At 62.5% G+C, this 23,786-nt stretch carries 24 protein-coding genes; 5 read left to right on the plus strand and 19 right to left on the minus strand.

Annotation, left to right across the window (positions count from 1 at the left end):
* Positions 1-55: 55 nt before the first annotated feature.
* The 3 genes from ANI01nite_RS09890 (at position 56) to ANI01nite_RS09900 (ending at position 3,279) form a co-directional block, all read left to right on the plus strand.
* Positions 56-1,036 (plus strand): NAD(P)/FAD-dependent oxidoreductase, encoded by a 981-nt coding sequence (locus ANI01nite_RS09890; protein WP_141357742.1) that lies wholly within the window; start codon positions 56-58, stop codon positions 1,034-1,036.
* A gap of 193 nt (positions 1,037-1,229) precedes the next feature.
* Positions 1,230-2,591 (plus strand): TrkH family potassium uptake protein, encoded by a 1,362-nt coding sequence (locus ANI01nite_RS09895; RefSeq protein ID WP_141357744.1) that lies wholly within the window; start codon positions 1,230-1,232, stop codon positions 2,589-2,591.
* The gene (locus tag ANI01nite_RS09900) at positions 2,584-3,279 is read left to right on the plus strand and encodes a potassium channel family protein (protein ID WP_255314484.1); all 696 of its coding nucleotides are present in this window, start codon (positions 2,584-2,586) and stop codon (positions 3,277-3,279) included. Before ANI01nite_RS09895 ends, ANI01nite_RS09900 begins: the two co-directional genes overlap by 8 nt.
* A gap of 67 nt (positions 3,280-3,346) precedes the next feature.
* Here ANI01nite_RS09900 and secG read toward each other — a convergent pair whose 3' ends face one another.
* The 17 genes from secG to ANI01nite_RS09985 all read right to left on the minus strand — a co-directional run bounded on the left by secG (position 3,347) and on the right by ANI01nite_RS09985 (position 19,070).
* Complete coding sequence (gene secG, locus ANI01nite_RS09905) at positions 3,347-3,598, minus strand: preprotein translocase subunit SecG (RefSeq protein ID WP_038990774.1); 252 nt, start codon at positions 3,596-3,598, stop codon at positions 3,347-3,349.
* Positions 3,599-3,620: 22 nt separating this feature from the next.
* Entirely contained in the window at positions 3,621-4,436 is an 816-nt protein-coding gene (tpiA, locus tag ANI01nite_RS09910; protein ID WP_141357746.1) for a triose-phosphate isomerase, read from the minus strand.
* A gap of 2 nt (positions 4,437-4,438) precedes the next feature.
* Positions 4,439-5,668, minus strand: coding sequence for a phosphoglycerate kinase (locus tag ANI01nite_RS09915; protein WP_141357748.1), 1,230 nt, complete (start codon positions 5,666-5,668; stop codon positions 4,439-4,441).
* A 16-nt stretch (positions 5,669-5,684) separates the two neighbouring features.
* The gene (gene gap, locus ANI01nite_RS09920) at positions 5,685-6,692 is read right to left on the minus strand and encodes a type I glyceraldehyde-3-phosphate dehydrogenase (RefSeq protein ID WP_038990771.1); all 1,008 of its coding nucleotides are present in this window, start codon (positions 6,690-6,692) and stop codon (positions 5,685-5,687) included.
* 183 nt (positions 6,693-6,875) lie between these two features.
* Positions 6,876-7,505, minus strand: coding sequence for a superoxide dismutase (locus ANI01nite_RS09925; RefSeq protein WP_038990769.1), 630 nt, complete (start codon positions 7,503-7,505; stop codon positions 6,876-6,878).
* Positions 7,506-7,566: 61 nt separating this feature from the next.
* Positions 7,567-8,547: a DNA-binding protein WhiA gene (gene whiA, locus ANI01nite_RS09930; RefSeq protein WP_141357750.1), complete on the minus strand. Its 981-nt coding sequence runs from the start codon at positions 8,545-8,547 to the stop codon at positions 7,567-7,569.
* A 27-nt stretch (positions 8,548-8,574) separates the two neighbouring features.
* The gene (locus ANI01nite_RS09935) at positions 8,575-9,600 is read right to left on the minus strand and encodes a gluconeogenesis factor YvcK family protein (protein ID WP_073706096.1); all 1,026 of its coding nucleotides are present in this window, start codon (positions 9,598-9,600) and stop codon (positions 8,575-8,577) included.
* Between the two features lie 5 nt (positions 9,601-9,605).
* Positions 9,606-10,499 carry an RNase adapter RapZ gene (gene rapZ / locus ANI01nite_RS09940; RefSeq protein ID WP_038990765.1) on the minus strand — a complete coding sequence of 298 codons (894 nt, stop codon included), beginning with the start codon at positions 10,497-10,499 and terminating at the stop codon, positions 9,606-9,608.
* Positions 10,500-10,508: 9 nt separating this feature from the next.
* Positions 10,509-12,452, minus strand: coding sequence for an excinuclease ABC subunit UvrC (gene uvrC, locus ANI01nite_RS09945; RefSeq protein WP_066138759.1), 1,944 nt, complete (start codon positions 12,450-12,452; stop codon positions 10,509-10,511).
* 3 nt (positions 12,453-12,455) lie between these two features.
* Positions 12,456-13,127, minus strand: coding sequence for a lysophospholipid acyltransferase family protein (locus tag ANI01nite_RS09950; protein ID WP_141357752.1), 672 nt, complete (start codon positions 13,125-13,127; stop codon positions 12,456-12,458).
* Positions 13,128-13,832: an HAD hydrolase-like protein gene (locus tag ANI01nite_RS09955; RefSeq protein WP_246857044.1), complete on the minus strand. Its 705-nt coding sequence runs from the start codon at positions 13,830-13,832 to the stop codon at positions 13,128-13,130. It abuts the gene before it with no gap.
* 86 nt (positions 13,833-13,918) lie between these two features.
* Positions 13,919-16,789: an excinuclease ABC subunit UvrA gene (gene uvrA / locus ANI01nite_RS09960; RefSeq protein ID WP_141357754.1), complete on the minus strand. Its 2,871-nt coding sequence runs from the start codon at positions 16,787-16,789 to the stop codon at positions 13,919-13,921.
* A gap of 229 nt (positions 16,790-17,018) precedes the next feature.
* Positions 17,019-17,210 (minus strand): hypothetical protein, encoded by a 192-nt coding sequence (locus ANI01nite_RS09965; RefSeq protein WP_141357756.1) that lies wholly within the window; start codon positions 17,208-17,210, stop codon positions 17,019-17,021.
* Between the two features lie 33 nt (positions 17,211-17,243).
* Positions 17,244-17,714 carry a hypothetical protein gene (locus tag ANI01nite_RS09970; protein WP_141357758.1) on the minus strand — a complete coding sequence of 157 codons (471 nt, stop codon included), beginning with the start codon at positions 17,712-17,714 and terminating at the stop codon, positions 17,244-17,246.
* A gap of 28 nt (positions 17,715-17,742) precedes the next feature.
* Positions 17,743-18,081 carry a hypothetical protein gene (locus ANI01nite_RS09975; RefSeq protein ID WP_141357760.1) on the minus strand — a complete coding sequence of 113 codons (339 nt, stop codon included), beginning with the start codon at positions 18,079-18,081 and terminating at the stop codon, positions 17,743-17,745.
* 31 nt (positions 18,082-18,112) lie between these two features.
* Positions 18,113-18,376, minus strand: coding sequence for a hypothetical protein (locus tag ANI01nite_RS09980; RefSeq protein WP_141357762.1), 264 nt, complete (start codon positions 18,374-18,376; stop codon positions 18,113-18,115).
* Positions 18,377-18,692: 316 nt separating this feature from the next.
* Complete coding sequence (locus ANI01nite_RS09985; RefSeq protein ID WP_038990756.1) at positions 18,693-19,070, minus strand: GntR family transcriptional regulator; 378 nt, start codon at positions 19,068-19,070, stop codon at positions 18,693-18,695.
* A 79-nt stretch (positions 19,071-19,149) separates the two neighbouring features.
* On the opposite strand from ANI01nite_RS09985, the gene ANI01nite_RS09990 reads away from it, so the two are divergent.
* Complete coding sequence (locus ANI01nite_RS09990; protein WP_141357764.1) at positions 19,150-19,809, plus strand: MBL fold metallo-hydrolase; 660 nt, start codon at positions 19,150-19,152, stop codon at positions 19,807-19,809.
* Between the two features lie 23 nt (positions 19,810-19,832).
* Here ANI01nite_RS09990 and ANI01nite_RS09995 read toward each other — a convergent pair whose 3' ends face one another.
* A complete protein-coding gene (locus tag ANI01nite_RS09995; RefSeq protein ID WP_255314494.1) occupies positions 19,833-20,270 on the minus strand; it encodes a GNAT family N-acetyltransferase in 438 nt (145 codons plus the stop codon).
* Positions 20,271-20,384: 114 nt separating this feature from the next.
* A complete protein-coding gene (locus tag ANI01nite_RS10000) occupies positions 20,385-21,176 on the minus strand; it encodes a methyltransferase domain-containing protein (RefSeq protein WP_141357768.1) in 792 nt (263 codons plus the stop codon).
* Positions 21,177-21,253: 77 nt separating this feature from the next.
* Between ANI01nite_RS10000 and ANI01nite_RS10005 the strand changes: the two genes are divergently transcribed.
* Entirely contained in the window at positions 21,254-23,785 is a 2,532-nt protein-coding gene (locus tag ANI01nite_RS10005) for a DEAD/DEAH box helicase (protein ID WP_141357770.1), read from the plus strand.
* Position 23,786 lies beyond the last annotated feature (1 nt).

Consider the following 23,786-nt stretch of genomic DNA (forward strand, 5'->3'; position numbering starts at 1 on the left):
CGGGATCGCGGCACCGGCCTTCGCTTTTCCAGCACCGCCTGCCCGAGAGGATTCCATGCTTTCCGCACCGTTGCCCGAAGCCGCGCAGCCCCGCAAGGTCACCGTGATCGGTGCCGGGGTCATCGGCCTGTCCACTGCCCATGAGCTGGCCGCCGCCGGCCACGAGGTCACCGTGATCGCCGACCAGCAGCCGCAGCAGACGGTCTCCGCGGTGGCCGCCGCCATCTGGTTCCCCTACCACTCGGAGAACTCCGAAGCTGCCGACCTGCTGCTCGCCCGTTCCCTGGCACGCTTCGAGCAGCTGTCGGGCATCGCGGAAACCGGCATCGATCTGCGTTACGGACTGAACTTGGAGGGCTCGGCGGACGAGGACCGCTCCTGGGCGAAGATCGTCACCAACGCCGCCGAAGCACCGGCAGAAGCGATCCCGCCGATTGCGGCCGCCGGAATGCATGCCACGGTTCCGGTGATCACCATGCCCACCTACCTGTCCTGGCTGCAGGACCAGGTCGCGGCCTTGGGCGTGCGGTTCATCTGGCGCACGGTCGATTCCTTCGACGAGCTGAAGGACGATGCCGACACCGTCGTGCTGGCAGCCGGCTTGCGCGGCGGCGAGCTCACCGGGGACGACCAGAGCGTCTACCCCATCCGCGGCCAGGTGATCCGCCTGGCCAACACCGCAGGACTGTCCGACTGGCTCTGCTATGACGAGCATCCGCAAGGCGTCAGCTACATCATTCCGCGCCGCGATGACATCTTCGTTGGCGGAACCGACGTGGACCACGATTTCAACCTCGAAGCCGACCCGCAGACCGCCACCGAGATGCTCAGCCGTGCGATCGGCCTCGTCCCGGAACTGGAAGGCTGCGAGGTCCTGGAGCACAAGGTGGGGCTGCGCCCGGCACGCGAGACGATCCGCCTGGAGCGCATCGAGGGGCATGCGGTGCCCGTCATTGCCGCCTACGGTCATGGAGGCGCCGGCGTGACCCTGTCCTGGGGCACCGCGCAGCGCGTCGTGGAACTGCTCGGCAGCTAGCGATGCCCTCGGCTTGCCGGCAGCCGCGCAGATACTGCGCGGCCGCCGGTTCAAGCTCTCCCCCAGCGGCCTGGCCGGCACCGCCATCGGTGACGGGAATCACCATTGACACCCGTTTTTCCGGGCGTAGTATTTCCTTCGTACTCCTCGTCCCACGGTTTCGCGAGACGTTATTCCTACGATTGCGATCTCCATGAATTTTCCCGCGCCCCGGCCGGCCGCGCAGCACAGCGTGCTGGCCAAACCGGCACGCGCAGTAGCATTTGCCTTCGCCGGTGCGATTCTCGTTGGCGGATTGCTCCTGTCCTCCCCGGCAGCCAATACCCAAGGCGTCTTCACATCCTTGGTCGACGGGATCTTCACTGCCACGTCAGCGGTGTGCGTGACCGGCCTGACTGTCTTGGACACCGCAACCCACTACACCCTCTTCGGCAAGCTCGTCATCCTCATCCTGATCCAGGCCGGCGGCCTGGGCCTGATGCTGATTGCCTCGCTGCTGAGCATGCTGGTCATCGGCCGCATTGGCTACCTCACCCGGCTATCCACCCAACGCGAAAGCTCCGCGGTATCAGGCGAAGATGTGCGCACCGCCGCATTGATGATCATCAAGCTGTCGCTGGCCATCGAATCCGTCGTGGCGGCCATCTTAGCCATCCGCTTCGGGCTGGCCTACGGCGACGATCCAGCCGGTGCGATCTGGCATGGCGCATTCCATGCAGTCTCGGCCTTTAATAACGCGGGCTTCGCCCTGTATTCGAATAACCTGATGGACTTCGTCGCTGACCCGTGGCTCTGCATCCCTATCAGCCTCGCCATCATCCTTGGCGGCCTGGGCTTCCCGGTCCTGGTCCAGCTGAGGCAGCACTGGCGGAACACGCTGAAATGGAGCATGAACACCCGTCTGGTTCTTCTGATGACCGCATTGCTGCTCGTTGGCGGCACCATCTTCATCACCGCTATGGAATGGACCAATCCGAAGACTCTCGGCGAGCTCGAACCTGCGCAGCGGATCCTGGCCGGATTCTTCCAATCTGTGCAGACGCGCACCGCAGGCTTCAACTCCATCGACATCGGCGCGATGCATCCAGCCTCCTGGCTGGGCATGGATGTGCTGATGTTCATCGGCGGCGGACCGGCCGGCACCGCCGGCGGCATCAAGATCACCACGGCCGCGATCCTGCTGTTCATCATCATGACCGAGCTACGCGGCGAGACCGCAGTCAACGTCCTGGGCAAGCGGCTCTCCCGCTCGGTGCACCGCCAAGCCATCACGGTGGCGCTGCTGGGCGTCGCGGCGGTGTTCGCCGGCACGATGGGCCTGCTGCTGCTCACCAACTATTCCCTGGACCGCTGTCTCTTCGAAGCCACCTCGGCATTCGGCACCGTCGGGCTGTCCACGGGCATTACCCCGGACTTGCCGGATCCCGCCAAAGGCATTCTCATCGCGTTGATGTACCTCGGCCGCGTCGGTGTCCTCTCGCTGGGTTCCGCGCTTGCCCTGCGCGATCGAAAAGCGCTCTATGAACTCCCCAAGGAAAGGCCTTCAATTGGCTAAGCTACTGAATTTTCGCAATGATGCCAAGGGACTGCCCAAAGCTCACTCCGTGGCGGTGATCGGGCTCGGGCGCTTCGGAGAATCCCTTGCCCTGGAACTGATGAAGTCAGGAACCCAAGTTCTGGGCATCGACGTGCACGAGAACAACGTCCAGTCGCTGAATGGCGAAATGACCCAGGTGGTCCGTGCCGACGCATCAAGCCGCGAAGTCCTGGAACAGCTATCGATCCACGAATTCGACCGTGTGGTGGTGGCCGTGGGCAGCCACCTGCAGTCATCCATCCTGTGCTGCTCGCTCTTGGTCAGCATGGGGATCCCGCAGATCTGGGCCAAGGCGCAAGATGATCGGCATGGACTGATCCTGGAGCAGCTGGGGGTCCATCACATCGTCTACCCGGAGAAGGACATGGGCAAGCGTGTTGCCCACCTGGTGCGCGGATCCATGATGGACTATCTGGAGGTCGATCCAGGCTATGCCATGGTCAAAATGAGCGCGCCAGCCACGTTGCATGGGGTGAAGCTCAGCGATGCGGCGGTGCGCAACAAGTACCGGGTGACCATCGCGGCCACGACCAATGCTGCCGGCGAATGGCAGAACACCGACGGCAACACCGTCCTTAGCACCGGCGACAAGATTCTCGTGCTAGGCTCGATTGCCGATACGGAGAAATTCGGGCAACTGGCCTGATGACGCGCAAGAGGCGCCCTCCACGTGATGTGGAAGGCGCCTCTTGGCTGCTGCGGAAGGGTGCTGCCTAGGCTTCGACGCTGAATCGAAGCACCAGGGCAAGGCCGATGATCACGGCACCCCAGATCAGACCGAGAACGATGGTGATCCGGTTCAGGTTGCGCTCGGCAACACCTGAAGATCCCATGGAGCTGGTCATGCCACCGCCGAACATGTCGGACATACCGCCACCACGACCCTTGTGCAAAAGGATCAAAAGGGTGAGCAGGACGCTTGTGATGCCCAGCAATACCTGCAGAATGATCTTGATAATATCCAAGTCGACGGTTCCTTAGTTAGATTCAGTCGGTGACGAGATGATGCTCGAACCTGACAATATTAGCAAATTCCTCGGCATCCAGGCTGGCACCGCCAACCAACACGCCATCGACATCGCGTTCGCGCATGATCGATGCGGCATTTGCTGCCTTAACACTACCGCCATAGAGCAGTTGCGTCTTCTCGGCAATCTCCGCTCCGAAGCGCTCGGCCAGCGCACCGCGAATCGCGGCGCACATTTCCTGCGCGTCGGCCGGTCCCGCAACTTCACCGGTACCGATGGCCCACACCGGCTCGTAGGCGATGACCAGGTTTGCGGCCTGCTCAGCGGTAACGCCTTCCAGCGACTGCGCCAACTGTTCCAAGGTGAAAGCCACGTGCTCGCCGGCCTTGCGCACTTCCAGGCCTTCGCCGACGCAGAGCATCGGGGTCAGCTCGTGGCGGTACGCGGCAGCCAGCTTGGCGGCGATCACCTGGTTGGTCTCGTTGTGGTACTCGCGACGCTCGGAGTGGCCTACCAAAACGTAGGTGCAACCGAGCTTCTTGAGGAACTGGCCCGAGATTTCACCGGTGTACGCGCCTGAATCCTGCGCCGACAGATCCTGGGCACCGTAGACGATGTCCAGCTTGTCGCCCAGGATCAGTGTCTGCACGCCGCGGATGTCGGTGAACGGAGGGAACACAGCGACCTCAGCACGATCGTAATCGTGTTCGTGGTCCTTCAGGGTCCACGCCAGCTTCTGCACCAGGGTGATCCCCTGGACGTGGTCCATGTTCATCTTCCAGTTGCCGGCAATCAGCGGCTGGCGCACAAAAGCGCCGTTCTGCGAAATGGTCATTCTTAGCCTTCCAATGCGGCAACACCCGGCAGGGTCTTGCCTTCGAGGTACTCCAGCGAAGCACCGCCACCGGTGGAGATATGGCCGAAGTCATCCTCCGAGAAACCCAGCGCGCGGACAGCCGCGGCCGAATCGCCACCGCCTACTACGCTGAACGCTTCCGAGTCCGCCAGAGCCTGCGCGACGGTACGGGTACCCTCAGCGAAAGCAGGAATCTCGAAGACGCCCATTGGGCCGTTCCAGAACACGGTGTTGGCGCTGGTGATGTAGCTTGCGAACAGTTCAGCGGACTTCGGACCGATGTCCAGCCCAAGGCCGTTGGAGCCGAAGCTGGCTTCCTCGATCTTGTCTGCCGCCAGCACCTCATGCTCAGCATCGGCACCGAACTTGCTTGCCACAACGACATCGCTAGGCACGATGATGTCGCAGCCGAGCTGCTCGGCCCGCTTCAGGTACTCCTGGCAGGTGGCGATCTGGTCTTCTTCAAGCAGCGAGCCGCCAATGGCGTGGCCCTGCGCCTTGAGGAAGGTGAACGCCATGCCGCCGCCGATCAGCAGCTGATCAGCCTTGCCCAGCAGGTTGTCGATGACAGCGAGCTTGTCCGAGACCTTGGACCCGCCAAGCACCACCACGTAGGGGCGCTTCGGCGCCTCGGTCAGGGTCTTGAGGACCTTGACCTCGGTAGCCACCAGGTCGCCCTGGTAGCTCGGCAGCAGGCTGGCAATGTCGTAGACCGAAGCGTGCTTGCGGTGCACGGCGCCGAAAGCGTCGTTCACGTAGGCGCCGTTCTCGCCGGTCAGCGCAGCCAGCTCCTTGGCGAACTCTGCGCGCTGCGCATCGTCCTTGGACGTTTCACGGGCATCAAAGCGGACGTTCTCCAGAACCAGAACGGAGCCTTCTTCAAGGTTTGCCGCAGCCTGGCGGGCAGAGTCGCCCACCACGTCTTCGGCGACAATTACGTCGAAGTCAGCCAGTTCGTTCAGGCGGTTCGCTGCTGGAGCGATGGAGTACTTGGCATCGACCTGGCCCTTGGGGCGTCCCAGGTGGGCCATCACGATGACCTTTGCGCCGGCCTCGGCCAGCTTGCTGATGACTGGCAGCGACGCGCGGACGCGGCCATCATCGGTCACAGTTGCACCGTCGAGCGGCACGTTCAGGTCACTGCGGACCAGAACGTACCGTCCGCGGACGCCGTTGTCAGCGATCAATTCGTCAATGGTGTGAGAAGACATGTCTCTAGGTTATCGACTAGAGGCTGGATCCCACGAATTCAACGAGATCGACGAGCCGAGATGAGTAACCCCACTCGTTGTCGTACCACGCGACGACCTTGACACTGTTGCCCATTACGGTGGTCAGGCCGGAGTCGAAAATTGCCGAGTGGGAATTGGTCACGATGTCCGAGGAAACCAGCGGATCGGTTGAGTACTCAAGGTATTCGCTCAATGCGCCTTCGGCGGCAGCCTTCTCGAAGGCCGCGTTGATTTCTTCCACAGTTGCGGTGCGGGCCAGGTTCACGGTCAGGTCGGTGGCCGAGCCGGTGGGAACTGGTACGCGCATAGCGTAACCGTGCAGCTTGCCCTTCAGTTCTGGGAGCACCACGCCGATGGCCTTGGCGGCACCGGTGGAGGTAGGGATGACGTTCAGCGCTGCGGCGCGGGCACGGCGCGGATCGCTGTGCGGCGCGTCCTGCAGGCGCTGATCGGCGGTGTAGGCGTGGATGGTGGTCATCAGGCCGTCAACAATGCCGAATTCGTCGTTCAGCACCTTGGCCACTGGAGCCAGGCAGTTGGTGGTGCAGGATGCGTTCGAGATGATGGCGTGGTTTGCAGGATCGTACTTGTCCTGGTTGACGCCCATCACGATGGTGATGTCTTCATTCTTGGCTGGAGCCGAGATGATGACCTTCTTCGCGCCAGCAGCTACGTGCTTCTTGGCGTCTTCTGCGTTGGTGAAGAATCCGGTCGACTCAATTACGACATCAACCTTCAATTCGCCCCAGGGCAGGTTGGCCGGCTCGCGCTCGGACAGAACCTTGATGCGGCGTTCTCCCACGACGATGGTATCGCCGTCTACGGATACCGGCTCGCCCACTGGGCCGAGCACGGAATCGAACTTCACCAGGTGAGCAAGCGAATCGATTGAACCAAGGTCATTGACGGCGACGATTTCAATATCTGCCTTATGGGCCAGTACTGCACGCAGGAAGTTGCGTCCGATGCGACCGAAACCATTGATTCCAACACGAGTTGTCACGTGACTATCTCCTCTAAATGGGATGATGATGCCACGACCGCGCACTAGCGGAGGTGGCCTTCTTTAAGAGGACACTCCGTTGTGCCGTGCTTGCGGATCCCAGCCGGAGCTGGGATCCGCAACACACTAGAAACATACTACGCTATATCAGCGGAGAATGTGAGCTAACTTACCAGGTAAGTATTACTTGCCTGGAACGATCAGCGATGCTGCACCGTTGCGTGCGGCTTCGAAACGCGCCTGGACATCTGCCCAGTTCACGATGTTCCAGAAGGCCTTGACGTAGTCTGCCTTAACGTTGACGTAGTCCAGGTAGAAGGCGTGCTCCCACATGTCCAGCATCAGCAGCGGGGTGGTTGCCACTGGGATGTTGCCCTGCTGATCGTACAGCTGCTCGATGACCAGCTGGCCGCCCAGTGCGTCGTAGGCCAGGACTGCCCAGCCCGAGCCCTGCAGGCTCATGGCAGCAGCAGTGAAGTGGCCGCGGAATGCGTCGAACGAACCGAAGAAGTCATCAATGGCAGCTGCCAGCTCGCCCTCAGGCTTGTCGCCGCCTTCTGGGGACAGGTTGTTCCAGAAGATCGAGTGGTTGGTGTGGCCGCCCAGGTGGAAAGCCAAGTCCTTGGACAGCTTCGGGATGTTGCCGAACTCGCCCTTTTCGCGAGCTTCAGCCAACTGCTCCAGTGCCGAGTTTGCGCCTGCAACGTAGGTTGCGTGGTGCTTGGAGTGGTGCAGTTCCATGATGCGAGCCGAGATGTTCGGCTCCAGTGCAGCGTAGTCGTACTGCAGTTCTGGCAGTGAATAAACAGCCATGATTCTCCTCAATCTTCTCAATTGGTTGAATCTCCACGGGAGGGCTCCCGCGGGGACATTTTTAGTGTTCCAGTTCTTCTCCTGGAACGCTGGACTCCGTACCGGGTATTCCCAGATCGCTCGCCTTTTTATCCGCCATAGCCAAGAGGCGGCGAATTCGGCCAGCGATGGCGTCCTTGGTCATTGGCGGTTCGGCCATCCGGCCGAGCTCATCCAAGGAGGCTTGCTTGTGCTCCAGGCGCAGCAGCCCCGCATAGCGCAGGTGCTCTGGAACCTCGTCGCCCAAGATTCCCAACGCACGCTCGACGCGCGCCCCGGCAGCGACCGCCGCCTGGGCACTGCGCCGCAGGTTGGCGTCGTCGAAGTTCGCCAAGCGGTTGGCGGTGGCGCGCACTTCCTTGCGCATGCGGCGTTCTTCCCAGACCATCAGCGCATCGTGGGCGCCCATGCGGGTGAGCAGCTGGGCGATGGCATCGCCATCACGGATCACTACGCGGTCAACGCCGCGCACCTCGCGGGCCTTGACCGTTAGACCCAGGCGGCGAGCCGCACCGACCAGGGCCAATGCTGCTTCCGGTCCAGGGCAGGTAATTTCCAATGCGGAACTGCGTCCTGGTTCGGTCAGCGAACCATGGGACAGGAATGCGCCTCGCCATACCGCTTCGGCGTCGGCGGTGGAACCGTTGACGATGACCGAGGGCAGGCCGCGTACCGGCCGGCCGCGCTGATCAAGCAGGCCAGTCTGGCGGGCCAGCACTTCTCCATCCCTGGACACGCGCACGATGTAGCGGCTCCCCTTGCGGATGCCAGAACCGGAAACCATTACGATCTCGGCATCGTGCCCGTACAGCTCGCCAATAGCGATCTTCAACCGCCGGGCGGTCGCTGCCAGATCCACTTCTGCTTCGATGACAATTCGCCCGGAGACAATATGCAGTCCGCCGCTGAAGCGCAGCATGGTCGAAACCTCGGCCTTGCGGACCGACGGCTTGCGAATCTCTACCCGCGACAGCTCGTCTTTGACGGAAGCCGTCAATGCCATGAATCAAACTCCCTTACTTGGATCTTCCTAAGATCCGATCGCGGTAAACACCTCATGATAGGCCGCCGCTAGTCGCAACGGGTCGTGCACGGCACGACCGTCAGATACTCCTACTGTACTAAAAAAGACCCGCGCGCCGAGTTTTTGCGCTGCCAGCTCAAATCGCTCTTTGTTACGGATCTTGGATTCGTCGGCAATAATCGCATCGAACTTGATCTCGGGTGCGTAGCGGACCAGCACCTCCAAGTGCGCGGCGGCATCCATCCCGGCGGTCTCGGCGGTGTCGAAGGCCAGATTCATGGTCAGCAGCTTCTTGGCTGTTGTCGATGCCAGAGCCTGGCGCATATCTGGCAGCAGCAGATGCGGCAGCACCGAGGTGTACCAGGATCCGGGACCAAGAATCACCCAGTCCGCCAGATCGATGGATTCCAGCGCTTCGGAGCAGGCCGGCGCATCGGATGGCTCCAGATAGACATTGGTGACCAGACCGCCAGATCCGGCGCGGGCCAGCTTGGCCTGCCCATCGATGCGGCGGCGCACCAAGGTGTCGTTCACCGGGTCCGATTCGAGTACCTCGCCATGGATGGACAGCGGAACGGTGCTCATCGGCAGGACCTGGCCGCGGGCACCGAGCAGCGCTCCGGCCCAGCGCAGCCCAGCTACCGGGTTGTCGAGCAACTCCCAGAGGGCAAGGATCAGCAGGTTGCCAACGGCATGCCCGTTCAAGGGCTCTTCGATGTTTTCGGTCGATTCGAAGCGGTACTGCATGACATCGCGCCAGGTCCGACCCCAGTCGTTGTCATCGCACAGCGCGGCCAAGGCCATGCGCAAGTCGCCCGGGGGCAGCACATCGAACGAGCCCCGAAGGCGCCCGGAGCTGCCGCCGTCATCGGCCACCGTAACGATGGCGGTGAGGTCGGTAGTCAGGCGACGCAGGGCAGAAAGCGAGGAGGACAAGCCATGTCCGCCGCCCAAGGCAACCACCGATGGGTTGCGGTAATCATCGCTTCGCGTCAGTCCCTGGATCGGGATCGGACCTGTGGCAAAGGCCATTGCTCCTACTCACGCCCCAGATCTCGGTGGCTGATGTTCACCCGTACGTTCGGGAACTGTGCCAGCCGCCGGCCCAGCTCGATGGTGGTTGCCACCGAGCGGTGCTTGCCGCCGGTGCAGCCCACGGCGATGGTCGCGTAATGCTTATTCTCGCGGCGGTAGCCCTCGAAGACTGGTTCAAGCGCCTTCAGGTAGTTCGTGATGAACTCGCTGGTGCCTTCTTGGCTGAGGACATAGTCCGAGACTTCCTTGTCCTTGCCCGTCTGCGGGCGCAGTTCAGGAACCCAGTGGGGGTTGGGAATGAAGCGGACGTCTGCCACGTAGTTGGCGTCCGCCGGCAAGCCGTACTTGAAGCCGAAGCTCATGACGTTGATGCGCAGGATGATCGGCCCGGATTCGCTGAACAGCTCATTGACTGCACGCGCCAGGTCGTGCACCGACATGGTCGTGGAGTCCAGGATGATTTCGGCGGCTTCGCGCAATTGGTCGGTGATTCCGCGTTCGCGCTTGATGCCGTCGACGATGCGGCCGTCGTCCTGCAGCGGGTGCGGCCGGCGTCCCTGCTCGAAGCGGCGAATCAGCACCTCGTCGCTGGCATCCAGGTAGACCAGCCGGAATTTCACTCCGCTGGCCGTCAGGTTCGCCAACGCGTCGCGGATCTCCGGGAACATTTCCTTGGAGCGTACGTCCATCACGACAGCCATCTTCGGGATAGAACCCTGCGAGCGGCTCATCATCTCGGTCAGGGGTCCGAGCATGGCCGGTGGAAGGTTCTCCACTACGTACCAGCCCTGGTCTTCCAGAGCATGCGCGACGGTGGTGCGACCGGCACCTGACATGCCTGTCACGATCACGAGTTCGGACTCAGGGGGTTTTACAGCTTCATACTCAGCGGTCATATCACAAGGCTAGTCGACAATTTCGCCGGTAGTCATATTCACACCGGTTAATGAAGCGTCTTCTAGGGACTCTTTGATGGAAGTAGCAAGTTTTTCACCGACGCCGGGCACTTCCATCAGTTCGGCGACGCTTGCGGCCCGGATCTTCTTCATCGACCCGAAGTGCTTGCGCAGGGCGGCCTGCTTGGCCTTGCCCAGGCCCGGGATCGCATCCAGATCGGAAGCGATCATCGATTTGGCCCGTTTGGCCCGATGGAAGGTGATCGCGAAACGGTGGGCCTCGTCACGAAGCCGCTGGACCAGATACAGCGAGGCGGAAGCTCGCGGCAGGATCACCGGGAACGGATCATCCGGCAGCCACAGTTCCTCCAGGCGCTTGGCCAAGCCGACGACGGGAATATCATCGATTCCCAGATCGTCCATGGCCTTTTGCGCGGCGGCCACCTGCGGCGGGCCGCCATCGACGATCACCAGGGAAGGCGGGTAGGAGAATTTCTTCTTTTCCTGCTCGCCGGTGGCTTCATCCACTTCCCCGGTGGCGAAGCTCGTCGGGTCGACCTTCTCCTTCAGGTAGCGGCTGAAGCGGCGGTAGATCACGTCGTACATGCTGGCGGTATCGTCGCGTGCGGCCTCGCCGGTGATGGAGAACTTGCGGTACTCGCTCTTCTTCGGAAGACCGTCCTCGAAGACCACCATGGAAGCGACCACGTTAGTTCCCTGGGTATGCGACGCGTCGTAGCATTCGATGCGCAGCAGCGCCTGCTCCGCTCCCAGGGCGTCCTGCAGTTCCTGCATGGCCAGCGATCGCGTGGTGATATCGCCTGCGCGCTTCGATTTGTGCAGGCGCAGCGCTTGTTCCGCATTCTCCACAACGGTGGCTGCCAAAGCCGCCTTGTCGCCGCGCTGGGCGACGCGCAGGGAGACCTTGGATCCGCGCAGCTCGGTAAGCCAGGTGGTGACGTCCTCGATGTCTTCGGGCAGTGCCGGAACCAGGATTTCCTTGGGAATCCGGTCTGCGTGATCGGCGTAAATCTGGGTGAGCAGCTGCTCGACGAATTCTGCGTCGGTGGTATCTGCGACCTTTTCAACGACCCAGCCGCGCTGCGAGCGGATGCGGCCGTCGCGGACATGGAAGACCTGCACGGCGGCCTCCAGCTCATCGCCATGGATGCCGAAGATGTCGGCTTCGGTCCGGTCGTCAAGGACCACTGCGTTGCGTTCGAAGACCCGGTTCAAGGCAGCGATGTCATCGCGATAGCGGGCGGCCTTCTCGTATTCGAGCTCCGCGACGGCTTCCTGCATCTTCACGGTCAGCGCCTTGGTGAACTTGGTCGCCTCGCCGCCCATGAAGGTGCAGAGGTCATCGGCCAGTTGGCGATGGTCTTCCTCGCTGATCCGTCCGACGCAGGGAGCTGAGCACTTGTCGATGTAGCCCAAGAGGCACGGACGGCCCGAGGCTTCGGCACGCTTGAACACGCCGGGTGCGCAGCTGCGCACGGGAAAGACCCGCAGCAGCGTATCGAGGGTTTCGCGGATGGCCTTGGCCGGATAGAACGGGCCGAAATACTTCACGCCCTTGCGCTTGTCACCGCGCATCACCAGGGCGCGCGGGTACTTCTCATTGAGCGTGACTGCCAGGTACGGGTAGGTCTTGTCGTCGCGGAAAACGATATTGAACCGGGGGTTGTATTCTTTGATCCAGGAATACTCCAGCTGCAGCGCTTCCAGCTCGGACCCCACCACGGTCCATTCCACGGACCCGGCAGTGAAGACCATCGCCCGGGTTTTCGGCGTGAGCCGATCTGGGTTGGCGAAGTAGGAGGTCAAGCGGTTGCGCAGGACCTTGGCTTTGCCGACGTAAATGACCCGGCCGTGTTCGTCGCGGAAACGGTACACGCCCGGTTTCGTGGGGATGTCCGAGGTCTTCGGACGGTAGCTTGCCGGATCAGCCATGGCCTATTTCGCGTCCGGCGGCAGCTGGTTGTAGGAATCGACGCGTTCCTGGCCGGACAGTTCGGCAATCGCATCCACGATCCGGTCTGTGGCCTGGCGGCGCTGCGGCAACGGGTGCTTGCGTCCCAGCTGGTCGAAGTACAGTGGCTCGCCATAGTGGATCTGGAATTTGGCAGGCTTGAAGCCCTTGGAACCAGCAGGCTGCAGCTTCTCCGTGCCGATCAGCCCGACCGGGACCACTGGCACACCGGTGGTCAGCGCCAGCCAGCCCACGCCGGTGCGTCCCCGGTACAGCTTGCCGTCGCGCGAACGGGTGCCTTCCGGGTAGATTCCGATGCCGGAGCCGCCCTCGATGATTTCCACCAGCGAGTCGAGCGCCGCCACGGAGGCCGCCTGCTCGCCACGCTGCACCGGGATGGATCCCACGGATTCGAAGAAGGTCTTCATCATCTTGCCCTTCAGGCCAGGAGTGGTGAAGTATTCAGCCTTCGCGAAGAACGCCACGTCGCGCGGGGTCAGCGCCTGGATGATCAAGGAGTCGAAAAAAGACAAGTGGTTGGAGGCGACAATGAAGCCGCCTTCCATCGGGACGTTCTCCAGCCCGGTTACTTCCGCACGGCAGACGCCGTGGATGATGCCCCGAATCGACGAACGGGTCATGGTGTAGATGCTCATCTACTTTGCACCTTCCTGCATGAAGTCTTCGTCGAAGTTAATGGTGTTTGCCCGTTCGGCGCCGAGCAGCAACACGGCCAGATCCCGGGCGGTCACGGCTATGGCGTCCGCCTGCTGCAGTTCGTCGCCTTGGGCAAAGCCCCAGGCGACACCGATGGATGCCACCGAATTCTCGCGGGCGGCATCCCAATCGTAGTGCCGATCCCCCACCACGACGCTGCGCTCCGGGTCCAGCTGGCCGTGCTCCAGGGCCTCGGCTACGATGTGCGTCTTGCTCGAACCCATGCTCCCGTGTTCATCCGCATTGCCGTGAATCGCGTCGAGATGCGCATCCAGGCCTTTGCGTGCAATGAGCTGGCGCGCGATGTTGATCGGCTTGGCAGTGGTCACCGCAACATAGATCCCGGCTGATCTCAAAGCATCCAGCAGCGCCACGATGCCCGGGTAGACCATGGATTCAGCCATGCCGGCTTCCGCATACCGGGCGCGGTAGGCGGCAATGATGGAACCGATGTTCTCATCGGTGACGCCGTCTAGCGTGCGCAGGCCGATTTGCAGGGGCGGGCCCACCAGCGCTTCCACCCGGGCTTCGCCCGGATCGGCCAAACCGTGGGAGGTCACCGCGTGGCGGATACCCGAAGTGATGGCACCGGCGGGGTCCACGAGGGTCCCGTCCAGGTCGAAGAGCACGCTTGTTACCGACATATTCACCTAGCCATCTTCCCATGAAGCGGACGTGGGTTAGCAATCCATAACTAAAATTGCATATGTCGAACATTCTCCGCGAGGCATCACAGGATCTCGGCGAGGAACTTTCCGGTGTGCGACTCGTCGACCTTTGCCACCTTTTCCGGGGTGCCGGTGGCCAAAATCGTGCCGCCGCCGGATCCGCCTTCCGGACCGAGGTCGATGACCCAGTCGGCCGACTTGATCACATCCAGGTTGTGCTCGATGGTCAGCACGGTGTTGCCCTTGTCGACCAGTCCCTGCAGCACCTTGAGCAGCTTGCGGATATCTTCGAAGTGCAGGCCGGTGGTGGGCTCATCCAGGACGTAGATCGAGCGGCCATTGGACCGCTTCTGCAGCTCGGCAGCGAGCTTCACGCGCTGGGCTTCGCCGCCCGAGAGCGTGGTGGCCGGCTGCCCCAGGCGCACATAGCCCAGGCCCACGTCCACGAGCGTGCGCAGGTGGCGGGCGATCGGGGTGAACGCGCTGAAGAATTCGGCGCCTTCGGCAATCGGCATGTCCAGCACGTCGGCAATGTTCTTGCCCTTGTACAGCACCTGCAGGGTCTCGCGGTTGTAGCGGGCGCCATGGCAGACCTCGCACGGCACGTACACGTCGGGCAGGAAGTTCATCTCGATCTTCAGCGTGCCATCGCCCGAGCAGGACTCGCAGCGCCCGCCCTTGACGTTGAAGGAGAAACGGCCCGGCTGGTAGCCGCGCAGCTTCGCCTCATTGGTCTCCGCGAACAGCTTGCGGATGTGGTCGAAAACGCCCGTGTAGGTGGCAGGGTTCGATCGCGGGGTGCGGCCGATCGGCGATTGGTCCACGTGGACCACCTTGTCCAGGTGCTCCAGGCCCTGCACGCGGGTGTGCCGGCCCGGCACCTGCTTGGCGCCGTTGAGCTTATTGGCCAGCACCTTGTAGAGGATGTCGTTGACCAGGGTGGACTTGCCCGAGCCGGACACGCCGGTCACCGCGGTCAGCACGCCCAGGGGGAATTCGACCGAGAGGTTCTGCAGGTTGTTCTCGCTGGCGCCGACCACCTTGAGCTTGCGGTCCTTGTCGACCTTGCGGCGCTTGGCTGGGATGTCGATCTGCTTGCGGCCCGAAAGGTAGTCGCCGGTCAGCGACTTGGTGTTCTGCTTCAGGTCTTCCAGGGAACCGGAATGCACCACTTCGCCACCGTGCTCGCCGGCGCCCGGGCCGATGTCCACGATCCAGTCGGCTTCGGCGATGGTGTCCTCGTCGTGCTCCACCACGATCAGGGTGTTGCCCAGCGAACGCAGGTGCAGCAGGGTATCGATGAGCCGGCGGTTGTCGCGCTGGTGCAGGCCGATGGACGGCTCGTCCAGGACGTAGAGCACGCCCACCAGGCCGGAGCCGATCTGGGTGGCCAGGCGGATGCGCTGCGCCTCGCCGCCAGACAGGGTGCCGGCGGCGCGTTCCAGGGTCAGGTATTCCAGCCCGACGTCCAGCAGGAACTTCATGCGCGCGTCGATTTCCTTGAGCACCTGCGCGGCGATTTGCGCCTCGCGTTCGCTGAGCTCGATCGACGAGAGGAATTCCGCGGCGCTGCGCAGGTCCATGGCGGAGACCTCGGCAATGGAACGTCCGCCCACCAGGACCGAGAGCGATGCCGGGTTCAGGCGCGCGCCGCCGCAGGTAGGGCACGGGATCTGGCGCATGTACTGCTCGTAGCGGTCGCGCGCGTGGTCGGATTCGGTCTCCTGGTGCTTGCGGTGCACATAGGAGATGACGCCCTCGAAGCCGGTGGAGTACTTGCGTTCGCGGCCGAAGCGGTTCTTGTACTGCACGACCACCTTGTGGTCCTTGCCGTTGAGGATCGCTTCGCGGGCGGCCGCCGGCAGGTCCTGCCAGCGGGTGTCCATGGTGAAGCCGAGCTCATTGCCCAGGCCCTCGATCAGCCGGTTCCAGTATTCGGTGGTGGCCTTGCCCAGCGACCATGGGGCGATCGCGCCCTCGGCCAGGGTGACCTCGGCATCCGGTACGATCAGGTGCTCGTCGACTTCCAGCTTGGTGCCGATGCCGGAGCAGGCCGAGCAGGCACCGAACGGGTTGTTGAAGGAGAACGTGCGCGGTTCGATCTCGTCGATGGCCAGCGGGTGCTCATTGGGGCAGGCCAGGTTCTCGGAGAACGCGCGCACGCGCTTCGGGTCATCGGCGTCCAGGTCGACGAAGTCGGCCAGCACGCGGCCTTCGGCAATGCCCAGGGCGGTTTCGATGGAGTCAGTCAGGCGCTGGCGGGCGTCTTCCTTGATGGCCAGGCGGTCCACCACCACCTCGATGGTGTGCTTGACCTGCTTGGCCAGCTTCGGCGGATCGTTCAGCTGGATGGTTTCACCGTCCACCCGGGCACGGGCGAAGCCCTTGGAGGAAAGCTCGGCGAACAGGTCGACGAATTCGCCCTTGCGCGAGCGCACCACCGGGGCGAGGATCTGGAAACGGGTCTTCTCCGGAAGCTCCATCAGCTGGTCGACGATCTGCTGCGGAGTCTGCTTGGAGATCGGTTCGTGGCAGATCGGGCAATGCGGACGGCCCACACGCGCCCAGAGCAGGCGCATGTAGTCGTACACTTCGGTAATCGTGCCCACGGTGGAGCGCGGGTTGCGGCTGGTCGACTTCTGGTCGATGGACACCGCTGGCGACAGGCCCTCGATGAAATCCACATCCGGCTTGTCCACCTGGCCGAGGAACATGCGGGCGTAGGCGGAGAGGGATTCGACGTAGCGGCGCTGGCCTTCGGCGAAGATGGTGTCGAAGGCCAAGGAGGACTTGCCCGAACCGGACAGGCCGGTGAAGACGATCATCGCGTCACGCGGCAGATCAATGTCCACGTTCTTCAGGTTGTGCTCGCGAGCCCCCTTGACGACCAGGCGAGTCAGATCTGTTCTCTTGCTCTCTGCAGTAATAGCCACGAAGCAATACTAATCGAAAACTGCTTCGAATACATGTACGAATGGACGCATCTCACAGTTAAATCTGGAAACCCCTGATCCGGTGCTCGGCGAGCGCCCCACGCCACCGCCCAAACAAGTCCAGGCGCTGGACTGCCAACAAGGCACCGCCCGCGAATGACTGCTGGGCTGTTCGCTCGCGGGCAGTCCGCCGCCTCCATTCGGCACCCCGAGCACGGCGCCCTGGACACTAGTTATCGACGGATTCCGGGGCTGGATCGGTGGCAGACGGCATGGTGTAAGCGGTCAACCCCTTTTCACCTTCCAGGACCACGGTGGCGCTTTCCTGGTAGCCGGCCCGCTGGAATTCGGCGAACAACGGCAATTGATCGCTCTTCTTGCGAGTATCGCGGTCGCAGGACTGGACTGCCGTTGCCGGCAACAGGTTCGCGGTGTCCTTGTCATTGCCCGAGCGTTACACGTCGACGCCGTCAAGTTCCATGGTGCATAGCACGGCTTGCCCCAATCCCTGCTCAATTCCGACGGCTTCGCCGCTGTCGATGTCGACGACCTGCGCGCCTTCGGCTAGCGGCAAGACCACTGAGTTGTCACCGGCCAGGAATTGCTGCTGCAAGCGCAGTTTCTCCACCAGTTCCTTGTCGGCCATATCCGGCATGGGGAAACTCCACTTTTCCTTGCCGCTGTGGACATCGATGCCGACGAAATTTCCCTCGAAGTTCTTGATGCCGCCGAGCTTGGCAGTGCCATCATCTTGGGCATTAACTTCGGCAGTACCGGAATTGATCTGGCAGGTCACCAGGGTGCTGCCGGTGTGAACGCCGTGCAGATCGAGGATGCCCAAGCAGGAGTAATCCGCGCCGGGCAACAACCAACGGCCATCGCCGGTCTGCGGGTCAAGCCCCACCAGCATGGAATCCGTTGCCATATCCCACTCGAAATCCCTCCCGCCGAGTTCAAACAGGTAGAAGGCGCGATTGCCGGAGCCCACCAATGTACTTCGTTCCCCATCGAAGGTCTCCCCAAGCCCAGCCTCCGCTCGTGGAGTAGTGCTCATCGTAGATTTGTTCGTACTCCTTGTTCCACGCCAGAGCCCCCTCATGGGCATAGCTCAGGACCGACCTGCCGGATTCCTGGTCGCTGGAGATGGAAAGCCCTTCACCGAGATAGTAGTCCTCGAGATTTTTCTTCGGATCAGGCATTTCGATGGGCTTCCTTGCCTTCTTCCAGCTGTTCGATTGCCAGTCGTAGTAGTAGTCGACGTTACCGCCCGTGTCAGGGCTTGCTGCCAACATGCACCAGGTATTGCCGCATTTGCCGGGGCGGTCAATGTCGTAGAGGGATCCTGGATCCTTTGGAGACGCGTTGCCCGGTTTTCAGGTCGAGCACCGCGGGCCGCACCTTATCCTTCTCCACCAGCTGCAGCAACGACACGTATTTCTCGCCGTTGTTTTCCACCACGCTGACCTCGAAGGCAATGCCGGACGGCGTGTTGCCGACTTCGGACTTCCGCTTCCAGACTTCTTCCCCGGTGGCCAGGTCCCGGGCTACGAGATAGGGAGTTTTGCCCACCAGGGTGTCGGCAAGCACGATATTCCCAGCCTCGTCGACGTGGGCTTCGGAGAGCAGCTTGTCCTTGCGGTCCGCACTTGCTCCTGCCCCAGATCCTGCACGGGCTGTTCGGTCTCAGTGGCGGAAAATCCGGCCAGGGCGCCCAAGAGCAGGGCGGCACCCAGACCGGCGCCCATCTGGCGCTGGCGGTGTGCGGTGTGCGGTGTTGAAAGTGCTCATGGGCGAACTCCCGAATATCCGGTGCTCATTCTCAGGTGCGGACGCGTGATGTGCGTGTGTGGTGTTGCGTGCAGTCGACCAGAATCGCTGCTGGGACCTGGTCGACGCCGTCGGCTTATTGCGGCAGCGAGCTGAAAGCCGCTCTGAGGTACTTCACCGCGGTTTCCTCGTCCACCGACCACTGCTGCGCGATCCGCGCCAGGTCTGCGGCGGCATCGCTGACTTCCTGCTCGGCCCGGTCCTCGGCGGCCTGGATGACCGTGCCGTGGCGTCCGCGGGTGACGACCGCACCCTGGAGTTCGAGCTCCTTGTACACCTTGGCCACGGTATTGACCGCCAAACCGAGGGTGCCGGCGAGCGCGCGCACCGAGGGAAGCTTGGTGCCCGGAGCAAGCTTGCCCTCGGCGACGGCCGTCAGGATTTGCTCGCGGACTTGCTGGTAGGGAGCCACCGTGGACTCCGTGTCCACGCGCAGGAAGGGCAACTCGGTCATGCGATGTTCCGTTTCGTCGTGTGCTTCATGTCTCTCGAGCCTATCGTGTGGCGGACCGGTTTCACCGTAGTCTGGAGGAATGAATGAACTACAGCTAGATGACTTCAGTGTTCGCTGGATTTCGGTTTCGGACATGTCCAACAACGTGTACGTCGTGACCGACAAGGGCAGCGGACAGCAAATATTGATCGACGCCGCGGATGACTTCCCGGCCATCCAGGACTTGCTGGCAGCGGCTGCGGCCGACACGCCGAAGGGCGAAGTGCAGGTCACCACGATCGCCACGACCCATCAGCACTGGGACCACGTGCGCGCCCTGTCCGACGCGGTGGCCGCCTACCCGGTCCCTACCTATGCGGGGGCCGATGATGTCGCCGGCATCCTGGAGGAATCCGGCGTGCAGGTGGCGCACCCGCTCTCCCATGGCGATCAAATCCAGTTGGGCGAGGTCACGCTCGAAGCAATCCACCTGCGTGGCCACACCCCTGGCTCCATTGCATTCGCGCTCGCGGATTCTTCCGGACAGCACATCATCCTCACTGGGGACAGTCTTTTCCCCGGAGGCGTAGGGAACACATGGAAGGATCCAGAGCGTTTCGCGTCGCTCTATGCCGATGTCACCTCCCGCATCTTCGACCGGTTCCCGGATGAGACGGTGATCCTTCCGGGCCATGGTGATGGCACCACGCTGGGCGCCGAACGCCCCTCACTGCCCGAGTGGCTGGAGCGCGGCTGGTAGGAGCTTGCAGCGGCTGCCACCGGCTATTTAGTCGGCGGCAGCTGCTGGTAGTACAACAGCATCCGCCAGCCGCTTCCCTGAAAGTTGTTGGCGGACCCGTGGCGTTCGTAGAAGCGCCGAGTTGCGGTGTCGTCCTCGTCCACGTTGATATGCAGTTCCAGGCTTCCGCGCAGCGCCAGTTCCTGCAGCAGGCAGTTGACGAGGGCCGAGCCGACGCTCCGGCCACGCAATGCGGGTTGCACGTAGAGTTCGTCAAGCACGGCCAGCGGCCCGTCGAAATAGATTGTGGGTCGCAGCGTGACCAGGGCATGCCCGACCAAGCCGCGTCCATTCCCCGCGACGATGGCGAAACACTGGTCTCCTGCCAGCATGGCCTCCAAGCGCCGTGCAACCACCGCAACAGGCGGGCATGGCGAATCGAATTCCCGATTGAAGTCCGCTTGCAAGCGGGCCAGGTTCAGGCTGTGCTCCGGTCCCGCAAGAAAGGCATCGTACGCGTGCGTGCAGAAAGTATGCTCCGTTTGGCTCCCCGGACGCCAGAGCCTGCAGGCCCGCAACGTCCCGGATGAGCGGTGTCAGCCGAGCTTGTGGCCAACCATGAAGATCCGGCGGAACGGGAAGTTCGTCAAGATGGTTCCATCCTGCGAGGTGAATGAAGGGTAGTGGACGGAGACTTCGGCACGGTAGTCGTTCTCGAACTCCAGATAGTCTTCTTGTCCCAGCGCGTGCCGAACGGGCAGCAACGCGGTACCGCGAACCCAATTCAGGATCGGGTCCTCACCTGCTAGCAGCTGGTGGTACGTGGTCTCCCAGACATTAGCCTGGAACCCCGCGTCCAGGAAGATCCGTTGGTATTCATCCGGCTCGCCGACCACGTCCTCATGGCGCAGCACCCCTGCCAGCTTTCCGGACCACTTCGGGCTGTCGGCCACTGCGCGCATTACCGCATGCGAGGGTGAACCGAAATTGCCCGGGACCTGGATAGCCACGTTCGCACCGGGCCTCAGGTTGACCAGCCATCCTGCCAGCAACTCGCGATGCCCAGGAAGCCACTGCAGCATGGCGTTGGAGAACAACAGGTCCGTATCGGCGTCAGGGATCCACTGCGTGGCGTCGGCCAGTGCGAAGCCCAGATTCTCCTCGTGCTCGCTCTGCGAAGCCCGCGCGATCATCTCTGGCGAGGAATCCAGTCCGGTGACCTTCGCCTGCGGCCAGCGCTGGGCCAGCAGCCGGGTCATATTTCCCGGGCCGCAGCCCAGATCGATGATCTTCGACGCCTCGACCCCTGCCAGCTGTCCCAGCAAATCCTTGTATGGGCGGCCGCGGTAGTCGGAGAATTCAGTGTATTTCGTCGGATCCCATTTCATGTTCCTGAGCCTAAACCCGAGGCGCAGGCAACATCCAGCCCCCAGTCGTAGTTCTCAACCGATAGGCTAGGAACATCATGTTGCTCACCGATTATCTGCCAGCAGACACCAAGAACGTATCCGACGACGAAATCTACGAGGCTTTCGGCCAGTGGGTGGCGACGCGCGGCATCAGCCTCTACCCCGCACAGGACGAAGCGTCGATGGCGCTGGCCGGCGGCAACAACGTCATCCTGGCCACCCCCACCGGGTCGGGGAAGTCCATGGTTGCCATCGCTGCGCACTTCTATGCCATGGCCCGAGACCAGATCAGTTTCTACACTGCGCCCATCAAGGCCCTGGTCTCCGAGAAGTTCTTCGACTTGTGCAAGATCTTCGGCGCGGAGAACGTCGGCATGGTCACCGGCGACTCCTCGGTGAACGCCGACGCCCCGATCATCTGCTGCACCGCAGAGATCCTGGCCAACATCGCCCTGCGCGAAGGCTCCAAGGCCGACGTGGGCTGCGTGATCATGGACGAATTCCACTTCTACGCCGATCCACAGCGTGGCTGGGCCTGGCAGGTTCCGCTGATCGAGCTGCCGCAGGCGCAGTTCCTGCTGATGAGCGCAACCCTGGGCGACGTCACCCGCTTCGAGAAGGAACTCGAAGAACGCACCGGCAAGACCACGGTCACGGTCGCGCACACCGAGCGTCCGATCCCATTGCACTTCTACTACTCCATGGACCCGGTGCAGGAAGCCGTGGAGGAACTGATCAAGACCAAGCAGGTCCCGATCTACATCGTGCACTTTTCCCAGCTCGATGCCATCGACCGCGCGACCGGGCTGATGAGCGTGAATGTGGCCACGCGCGAGGAGAAGGAAAAGATCTCCGAGATGATCGGCGGCTTCCGCTTCGCCGCAGGATTCGGCAAGACGCTGAACCGCCTGGTCCGCCACGGCATTGGCATCCACCACGCCGGCATGCTGCCCAAGTACCGCCGTCTGGTCGAACAACTGGCCCAGGCAGGCCTGCTCAAGGTCATCTGCGGCACCGATACCCTGGGCGTGGGCATCAACGTGCCGATCCGCACCGTGGTGATCACTGCCCTGTCCAAATTCGACGGCACCCGCACCCGCATCGTCAATGCCCGCGAATTCCACCAGATTGCCGGCCGCGCCGGACGCGCCGGGTTCGATACTGCAGGCACCGTGCTGGTGCAGGCCCCGGAGCATGCGATCGAGAACCACAAGGCCATGGAAAAGGCCCTGAAGAAGCATGGCGAGGGCTCGTCCAAGCTCAAGCAGATCCCGAAGAAGAAGCCGCCGCAGAACTTCGTGACCTGGGGCGAGAAGACTTTCGAGAAGATCGTCGAGGCCGCCCCCGAAACGCTGAAGTCCTCCTTCCAGGTCTCGCACTCGATGCTGCTGAACCTGCTCGAACGCGAAGACAACGCGTTCGAGGCCGCTGTGCGCCTGCTCAGCGAAAACCACGAGACCCCGGCCGCGCAGCGCAAGCTCAAGAAGCGCGCCATCGGCATCCTGCGAGAACTGATCGCCACCGAGGTAGTGGTGCGCCGCGAGCAGCCCGACGAATACGGCAACTGGTATGAGCTGACCGTGCACCTGCAGCAGAACTTCGCGCTGAACCAGCCGCTCTCTCCCTTCGCGCTGGCCGCCCTGGACCTGCTGGACCCGGATTCCGCCAGCTACGCGCTGGATGTCGTTTCGGTGATCGAGGCGACCTTGGAAAAGCCGCGCCAGGTGCTCTCCGGCCAGGAGAAGAAGGCCCGCGGAGAGGCCATTGCCGCGATGAAGGCCGAAGGAATGGACTACAACGACCGCATGAACGCGCTGGATGAGGTCACCTACCCGATGCCGCTGGCCGAGAAGCTGGAGAGCGCGTTCGAGCAGTACCGTTCTGGTGCGCCGTGGCTGGCCGATTTCGAGCTGGCACCCAAGTCGATCGTCCGCGACATGTACGAACGCGCCATGGGCTTCTCCGATTTCGTCCAGTACTACCAGCTGGCCCGCTCCGAGGGCGTGCTGCTGCGCTACCTCACCGACGCGTACAAGGCCCTGCGCCAGACCGTCCCGCAGGATGCTCTGCGCGAGGATCTCGAAGACCTCATCGAGTGGCTGGGCGAAATGATCCGCCAGATCGACTCCTCGCTGCTCGACGAGTGGGAAGAGCTCTCCCGCGGCGAGCTGCACGAGGAAACCGAAACCGCACCGCCTCCGGCACCGGAAAAGCTGACCAGCAATGTGCGGGCCTTCCGGGTGATGGTCCGCAACGAGATGTTCCGCCGCGTGAAGCTCTTCGCTGACGAGCAAGACAAGGCGCTGGGCGAACTCGATGAGCACAACGGATTCGACGCGGATGCCTGGGCCGATGCGATGGATGGCTACTTCGATGAGCACGATGACATCGATGACGGTCCGGTTGGACGCAGCTCCAAGCTGTTCATCGTCAAGGAATTGCCTAACCGCATCTGGGAAGTACGCCAGGTCTTCGCTGACCCTTCCGAGCACCACGACTGGGGTATTTCCGCGACCATCTCGCTGGATGACTCGGACGAGGTAGGCGAACCGGTGGTTACCGTGACCTCCGTGGGCCGTCTGGACTAGG

The sequence above is a fragment of the Glutamicibacter nicotianae genome (genome assembly GCF_006539525.1).
Lineage (GTDB): Bacteria > Actinomycetota > Actinomycetes > Actinomycetales > Micrococcaceae > Glutamicibacter > Glutamicibacter nicotianae.